Here is a 7,869-nt window from a genome sequence, read left to right as displayed (position 1 = left end):
CCATCGTGTCCGACCTCATCATCCTCGGGATCGGTCGCGCGGCGGCAGAGCAAGTGCCCTACACCGGAGGCGGCGGCTTCGGCGGTGGCGGCGGTGGTTCGCGCCAGGCCGAGCCCAAGGACGATCCGTGGGGCAGTGCACCGGCGTCGGGCTCCTTCAGCGGGGCCGACGACGAGCCGCCGTTCTGATCAACAACGAAAATTTTTGCAAGGAAGAGATAACCAATGGCCAAGTCCACAAAGCGACGGCCGGCACCGGAAAAGCCGGTCAAGACTCGTAAGTGCGTGTTCTGCTCCAAGAAGGGTAAGGGGCAGGTCATCGACTACAAGGACACCGCGCTGCTGCGCACCTACATCAGCGAGCGCGGCAAGATCCGTGCCCGTCGGGTGACCGGCAACTGCGTCCAGCACCAGCGCGATGTCGCCATCGCCGTGAAGAATGCCCGCGAGGTGGCTCTGCTGCCGTTCGGCTCGTCGACGCGGTAGGGGATAGACCAATGAAGCTGATTCTCACTGCTGAGGTGGAGCACCTGGGTGTCGCTGGCGACGCCGTCGAGGTGAAGGACGGCTACGGCCGTAACTACCTGCTGCCCCGCGGGCTGGCCATCGTGGCCTCCCGTGGTGCTGAGCGCCAGGCCGAGGAGATCCGCCGGGCGCGCGAGGCCAAGTCGATCCGCGGCGTCGAGCACGCCAACGAGCTCAAGACCGCGCTCGAGAACCTCGGCGAGGTTTCGCTGCCGGTGCACGCCGCAGCCGATACCGGCAAGCTGTTCGGTTCGGTTACCGCCGCTGACGTCGTGGCTGTGATCAAGAAGGCCGGCGGCCCCAACTTGGACAAGCGCACCGTGCAGCTGCCCAAGGCGCATATCAAGTCGGTCGGTACGCACCCGATCACCGTGAAGCTGCACACCGGGGTGGAAGCCAAGGTGTCGCTCAACGTCATCGCGGAGTAGCCCCGTAGCGGAGTAGTTCCGCCAGCACTCAATCGCCCGGGTGGGGACCTGAAGAGGTTTCCACCCGGGCGTTGCTGTATCTCTGGCGAACCGGTGACGCCGGAATCCGGACAGCGAAGCTCACTCGGTGTTAACCGGCATGGTCCCTGCGGGCAACACAACACGCCCGAGACGGCAACCCGGCACGACACGCCGAAGAACTTCCCATACACAATTACTCACCGCGCCTCTGCCATCCTGACCAGCGAAAACATCAGAAGGTCCGGGATTGATCCACAGGTTCTCCCCAGGGCCTCAACACCGTGACCGACCTCTATCCCCATGCCATCCACAGGTCGATCCACAGGGGTGGTTCCGGGGGCGCTCAGCAACGTCTACCGTGGTGCGTCGCACCGCCGTCAAAAACTTGTCGGCGGAGTGTTTTACAGTTGCAGTACCGATTCGAATACACGTTCGAGCAGCCGGGAGGCGGTCTCGGAAGGGGGTGGGAGTCCGTGGCGGTTGTGGACGACCTGGGGCATCCGGATTCGGAGATGGATGGCCCTCCACCTGGGGAGGATTTCGGCCGGCAGCCGCCGCAGGACATGGCGGCCGAGCAAGCCGTTCTCGGCGGCATGATGTTGAGCAAGGATGCGATCGCCGATGTGCTCGAGCGGCTGCGTCCCGGTGACTTCTACCGCCCCGCCCACCAGAACGTCTACGACGCGATCCTCGACCTCTACGGCCGGGGCGAGCCGGCCGATGCCGTCACCGTCGCCGCCGAGCTGGACCGTCGCGGGTTGTTGCGCCGCATCGGCGGCGCCCCGTATCTGCACACCCTGATCTCCACGGTGCCCACGGCTGCCAATGCCGGGTTCTACGCCGCCATCGTCGCCGACAAGTCGCTGTTGCGCCGGTTGGTGGAGGCGGGCACCCGGGTGGTGCAGTACGGCTACGCCGGGGCCGACGGCGCCGACGTCAGCGATGTGGTGGATCGGGCCCAGGCCGAGATCTACGACGTCACCGAGCGGCGCGCCTCCGAGGACTTCGTCCCCCTCGAAGATCTGCTGCAGCCCACGATGGATGAGATCGACGCGATCGCCTCGCAGGGCGGCATCGCGCGCGGTGTGCCCACCGGGTTCACCGAACTCGACGAGATCACCAACGGCCTGCATGCCGGGCAGATGATCATCATCGCGGCGCGGCCGGGTGTCGGGAAGGCACTGGCGCTCGAGACTCCGCTGCCGACTCCCAGCGGCTGGACCACGATGGGTGACGTCGCCGTGGGTGATCACCTCATCGGTGCCGACGGTGAGCCCACCCGGATCGTCGCGGCCACCGAGGTCATGCTCGGCCGCCCGTGCTACGAGGTCGAATTCTCGGACGGCACAACGATCGTCGCGGACGCCCAGCACCAGTGGCCGACGGGCGACGGAATCCGGACCACCACGCAGCTGCGCCCGGGCGTGCATGCCATCGCTGCCCCGAGTTCCGGCGGAGGCGCCGCGGTGCTGGCGCCGGTCTGTCAGGTCGCCGCGGTGCGACGGCTCCCCAGTGTGCCGGTGCGGTGCGTCGAGGTGGACAACGCCGCGCATCTGTACCTGGCCGGTCCGGCGATGGTGCCGACACACAACTCCACCCTGGGCTTGGACTTCATGCGGTCCTGCTCGATCAAGCACCGGATGGCCAGCGTCATCTTCTCGCTGGAAATGAGCAAGTCCGAGATCGTCATGCGGCTGCTCTCGGCCGAGGCGAAAATCAAACTGGGCGATATGCGTTCGGGCCGCATGAGCGACGACGACTGGACCAAGCTGGCTCGCCGGATGAGTGAGATCAGCGAGGCGCCGCTCTACATCGACGACTCGCCGAACCTCACCATGATGGAGATCCGGGCCAAAGGCCGACGGCTGGCCCAGAAGGCCGACCTGCGGCTGGTGGTTGTCGACTACATGCAGCTGATGAGCTCAGGCAAGAAGTACGAGTCACGTCAGCAAGAAGTTTCGGACTTCTCCCGAAGCCTCAAGCTGATGGCCAAGGAGCTCAACGTTCCCGTGGTGGCGATCAGCCAGCTGAACCGTGGTCCCGAGCAGCGCACCGACAAACGACCCCAGGTCTCCGACCTCCGTGAGTCGGGCTGCCTGACCGCGAATACCCGAATCCTGCGCGCCGACACCGGCGCTGAGGTGACCTTCGGCGAGTTGATGGCAACGGGTGAGCGGCCGCTGGTGTGGTCGCTCGATGAGCGCAAGCGCATGGTGGCCCGACCGATGACCAACGTGTTCTACAGCGGCCACAAAGAGGTGTTCAAGGTCCGGCTTGCGTCGGGCCGCGAGGTCGAAGCCACGGCAAACCATCCCTTCATGACGTTGGACGGCTGGGTTTCGTTGGGGGATCTGACAGTTGGTGCCCGCGTCGCGGCGCCGCGGACAGTGCCCGAACCGGTGCAGACCGAGCGGATGGACGAGTCCGAGATCGTCATGCTGGCGCACATGATCGGCGACGGTTCGTGTGTGAAGCGTCAGCCGATCCGGTATGCCTCGGTTGATGAGGAGAACCTGACTGCTGTCGCAGCGGCTGCGACCCATTTCGGGATCACCGCGGTAAGGGACGAGTACGCGGCGGCTCGGGTGACGACGCTGCGTATGCCGGCGCCGTATCGGCTGACCCACGGTAAGCGCAACCCGATTGCGGCCTGGCTGGACAAGCTGGGGCTCTTTGGTCTGCGTAGCTATGAGAAGTTCGTGCCCAAGCCGGTTTTCGCGCTGCCCAACGATCAGGTGGCGTTGTTCCTTCGGCACCTGTGGGCGACAGACGGCTCGGTTCGCTGGGACGCCAAGGTTGGACAGGGCCGGATCTACTACGCCACCACCAGCCGGCAGTTGGCCGACGATGTGATGCAGTTGCTGCTGCGGGTCGGAGTGGCTGCGCGGATCAAGCGCGCTAAGAAGACGGGATACCGGGACTGCTGGCACGTGCTGATCTACGGCGCGGAGAACCAGCGACGGTTCCTCACCGACGTTGGTGTGCACGGTGGTCGCGGTGTGCTGGCGCGTGATGTGCTGAGCCACCTGACCGCCATCAGCTGCAACACCAATCTCGACACCGTGCCCAAAGCGGTGTGGCAGCAGGTGAAGTCGGCGATGACGCGTGAGGGTATCTCGCACCGTCAGTTCGCGGCAGCGATGGGGACGCAGTTCTGCGGTTCGGCATTGTGGAAGCACTCACCGAGTCGGGACCGGTTACGCAAAGCCGCGCACCTGCTCAACGATGAGACGCTGCACGACCTCGCTACCAACGATGTGTTCTGGGACGAGATCGCCGAGATCACGAGCATCGGGGAGCACGACGTCTACGACGGAACCGTAAGCGGCACACACAATTTCATCGCTAATTTAGTTAGCTTGCATAACAGCCTGGAACAGGATGCGGATATGGTCATGCTGTTGCACCGGCCTGACGCCATCGACCGTGAAGACCCCCGCGGCGGTGAAGCCGACATCATCCTGGGCAAGCACCGTAACGGCCCGACCGCGAATATCACTGTGGCACACCAGCTCCACTTCTCGCGGTTTACGAATATGGCGCGGTAGCCAGGTTTCGTTCAGCTGATCCTGCTGGGATGTTGTGGGATAGCTGTCGTCCTGGTGGACAGATCCCGCAGGCGCCAGCGGCAACGCGATGTGCTTGCCCTGGAGGAAATCGCTACTCGCTGGCTGCGCGAAGACGATCCGATTACTGCCATTCTCGCCGAACGGATCGGCGATCCCGAACCGTGCACCTCACAGTTCGCCCAAATCGACACGTCATGGCCGGCCAACGTCCTTCGCGACCTCGTCGCGAGCTGCACCAGGTCGGTCGAGATTCTTGATGACTGGCGACAGATTGCGCGCCGCGCCGGAACACCGGACGCTATCGCCTCTGTTGAGTGGTTGTCCGATTACCGTGGTGCGCTGCTCACAGCGGCGAGCGCGGCGCTTGCCCAGGCCGAGCAGCACGAGGCTGAACATGAACGCGCGCAACGTGATCGCGTTGAGGCTGAACGTGCCGAACGTGAACGCCAACAGCAACGAGACGAAGCCGACATCCAGCGGTTGATGGATGACATTCGACGTGAACGTGGTGCGCAGTGAACGATGTCGACGACACGTGGCGGAGTGGGGGATTGCTGGACGAGGCGCAGCGGCGATTGGATGCCGAATCCGGAGGTGAGCGGGGCGGGGCATCTGTCCGGCAGGAATCTGGAGGTGAACTTTCGGAGCCGACCATTGCGAGCGACCGTCTGGGGCGGCTACGCGCCGAAGCGATACGGCGAGTCGTCGCCCAAGAGGTCAAGCACCGCTAAGGCCAAATCCTGCACGAGTTGGTCAGCGATGGCACATTTTTCACCCTGATGAACCGCGTCGGACTTACCTGCACCGAAACCACAATCCGCACCAACGACAATCACACAACCACCCAGGTCACGACGGTGACCGCGCCGAGTCTGATCGGTGTCGCGGTGACTAAGAGCGGGTTAGAGCTCACTTTCGCCGGTGTGCTGGGGCAAGGACTCGACAACTGGACCGCCGCGCGCTCCGCCCTGCGGAGCACCTTCGCCGCGCCGCTGCTCACCATCAGCGAAACGCGCAGCGGTCAATTCGTTACCAAGCTTAATGATCAAATCACGCCGACATGACCGCTCAGAGCTCAACGCCGGGGGCCCGTTCACCGTGACGCGGTAGGTGTCTGGGGCTATCGAACGAATGCACCCCTTGATGATATGGCCGCTGGGAAGCGGCGGCTCGCTCAAAGCCATGCGCCGCGAGAAGGTCGCCATCACCATCAGCCGCATGCCCCTCGGCTGACGACCGGTGCGTATGCCTCGCGGGGAATGGAACCGCCAGACCTCCCAAGACTAAGCCTCCCTTCGCCTCTGCGGAAACAAGCAATCCCACCCGACAACAGCTCGGTCCGCTGCGTGTGTGCATCGAATCGGCAGGGCGCCGGTATCAGTGGACGAAGAGCAACGGAATAATTGGTGGAGGTGCTCTGTGCACTCGTCGGCTTCCCGTCGTCGTAAACGCCCGGATAGGCGAAATATCTTGCGTGGTAACGTAACCCCGCAGTTGGCGCAGGTATACGTGTGAATGGAAGGGTCGATATTCCTGCCGCCGGGGTGAAATTGCGCGTAACGATCAGTCGGCGAGATGAGGCGTGACTTATGACGGCGGAAGTGGTCGACCAAGGTTTCTTCCGAAATGTGTTGGGTAGATTCTGCACGGGGATCACCGTGGTTACTACCGTCGATCAGGGCACACCGGTTGGGTTCACGTGCCAGTCGTTCGCGGCGTTGTCGCTGGATCCGCCACTGGTCCTTTTTTGCCCCACGAAGCGATCCGGCGCCTGGCACGCCATTCATGCAAGTGGACACTTCTGCATCAATGTCCTGAGTGAGAAGCAAGAGAACGTATCAGCCAAGTTTGGGTCTCGCACACCTGACAAGTTTGGCGGAATCCAGTGGCGCCCGTCGAGGTCGGGATCGCCAATTCTTGCTGATGCGTTGGCGTTCATCGACTGCACGGTGTATGCCGTACACGAGGGCGGAGACCACTTCGTCGTGTACGGTGCCGTGCAGGAATTGTGGGAGTCCGGCGAATCGGATGTACGTCCATTGCTGTTCTACCGGGGCGCGTATGCGGGTATCGACCGCACGGCAAGTGCCGTGGCCGCGATGCGGACCGATGCACAAGCTGTTACCACGGCGAATGTCGCAGACGGTTGGATATAACCCCTGGAAAGGGTCGTCCGCTGAAGGGTTGAAGTCCAAATCGCGTGTCGGAGACGGCGCAGTCAGTTGCGCCGTGGACACCAGTCATCGCATAGCGGAGCCCAACACGCCGCCTGCGTAACCTACTTCGTAGTAACATCGGCACGATCAGTCGCTTCGGGTGAATGGGGAGCCACGATTGAGCGGAAAAGCAGCGTCAGGCAGCTCAGACGGTGAAGGTTCCGAGCTCTCGGTCAAGCTGAACAAGCTTTTCGCCACATTGTGGAACCCGGCCGATGGGCCGTCGTCAAACGTTAGCGCAGCGCTGGCGATTACCCGCAAGACGGGCGTCTCGATCAGCTCGGCGTACCTCTGGCAGTTGCGCACCGGAGCGCGGGTGAATCCGACCGTGCAGCATCTTAGGGCGATCGCCGAGTTCTTCGGTGTAGCGCCCTCTTTTCTGATCGACCCAGGATCTGATCCAAAGATCGATCTCCACCTTCAGACCTTGCACGTACTGCGCGACAAGCACGTTCGAGACCTCGCAGTGCGCGCATCAGGACTCACTCCGCAGGCGCTCACCAGTCTGGCCGCTATGGCTGATCTCGCGCGTCAGATTGAGAGGTTGCCCCCGGCCGCCAGCTGGGTCGATAGTGACCGCTAGGTGTAGCAGCTAGGTAGCTAACTGTGTGCCGCGGCGTCGTGGGTTGCTTGGCTTTGCGACCACCAGAGGTGTATGAGCAGGTCATCTGTCGGGGAAATGTTTCGCTGGCCTGCCGCAACAACGCGCCAGGGGCGCGGTCGGAGGGATAACCTGGGCCAGGCGGCTTTTGGGCCGCATCGCCGGTCATGGTGAGACCCGAGTTGGGTCACTTCGGCCTGTTTTCGAGAGCGGCGGCGCGTTGACCTGCGGTGATGCCTTAGCTTAGTGCACCCGCTAGGCACTAATTTGGATCAGTAGGCTGCCTGGATGGTCTGGATTCGGCGAGTGCGCACGGCCTCGGGCGCGACGGCAGTCCAGATCGCCGAATCCGTGGACGGGCGCCGCCGGATTGTTCGTCATGTGGGCTCTGCGCGTGATGACGCCGAGTCGGGTCTGCTCATCGAGGAGGCCCGCCGGCTGCTGGCCGATGACACCCAGGGCGAGTTAGATCTGGGGATCACCCCGAAAGCCGTTCGGGCCCATATGGTT

7 protein-coding genes and 2 pseudogenes are annotated in these 7,869 nt (G+C 63.4%); all 9 read left to right on the top strand.

The features are described 5' to 3' along the window. Nucleotides 1-188: pseudogene (locus A5699_RS30095) on the top strand (hypothetical protein); the annotation flags it as partial. A 36-nt stretch (nucleotides 189-224) separates the two neighbouring features. After that, complete coding sequence (gene rpsR, locus A5699_RS26600; protein WP_003884147.1) at nucleotides 225-485, top strand: 30S ribosomal protein S18; 261 nt, start codon at nucleotides 225-227, stop codon at nucleotides 483-485. Nucleotides 486-496: 11 nt separating this feature from the next. Continuing rightward, nucleotides 497-952: a 50S ribosomal protein L9 gene (rplI, locus tag A5699_RS26595; protein ID WP_067776375.1), complete on the top strand. Its 456-nt coding sequence runs from the start codon at nucleotides 497-499 to the stop codon at nucleotides 950-952. 494 nt (nucleotides 953-1,446) lie between these two features. Continuing rightward, the gene (locus tag A5699_RS26590; protein ID WP_197508406.1) at nucleotides 1,447-4,521 is read left to right on the top strand and encodes a replicative DNA helicase; all 3,075 of its coding nucleotides are present in this window, start codon (nucleotides 1,447-1,449) and stop codon (nucleotides 4,519-4,521) included. Nucleotides 4,522-4,611: 90 nt separating this feature from the next. Then, nucleotides 4,612-5,061, top strand: a complete 450-nt coding sequence (locus tag A5699_RS26585; RefSeq protein WP_067776371.1) for a hypothetical protein — start codon at nucleotides 4,612-4,614, stop codon at nucleotides 5,059-5,061. A gap of 230 nt (nucleotides 5,062-5,291) precedes the next feature. Further along, nucleotides 5,292-5,606, top strand: coding sequence for a hypothetical protein (locus A5699_RS26575; RefSeq protein WP_157561462.1), 315 nt, complete (start codon nucleotides 5,292-5,294; stop codon nucleotides 5,604-5,606). 525 nt (nucleotides 5,607-6,131) lie between these two features. Continuing rightward, on the top strand, nucleotides 6,132-6,698 hold the full coding sequence (hsaB, locus tag A5699_RS26570; protein ID WP_067776368.1) for a 3-hydroxy-9,10-secoandrosta-1,3,5(10)-triene-9,17-dione monooxygenase reductase subunit: 567 nt from the start codon (nucleotides 6,132-6,134) through the stop codon (nucleotides 6,696-6,698). A gap of 178 nt (nucleotides 6,699-6,876) precedes the next feature. Beyond that, the gene (locus A5699_RS26565) at nucleotides 6,877-7,341 is read left to right on the top strand and encodes a helix-turn-helix domain-containing protein (protein WP_067776377.1); all 465 of its coding nucleotides are present in this window, start codon (nucleotides 6,877-6,879) and stop codon (nucleotides 7,339-7,341) included. A 306-nt stretch (nucleotides 7,342-7,647) separates the two neighbouring features. Next, a pseudogene (locus A5699_RS26560) lies at nucleotides 7,648-7,869 on the top strand (IS1634 family transposase); the annotation flags it as partial.

Origin of the sequence: Mycobacterium sp. E802, assembly GCF_001666875.1 — a bacterium.
Taxonomy (GTDB): Bacteria; Actinomycetota; Actinomycetes; order Mycobacteriales; family Mycobacteriaceae; genus Mycobacterium.
Note: the sequence above shows the minus strand (reverse complement) of the source record. Positions and strands in the feature narration are given on the sequence as shown.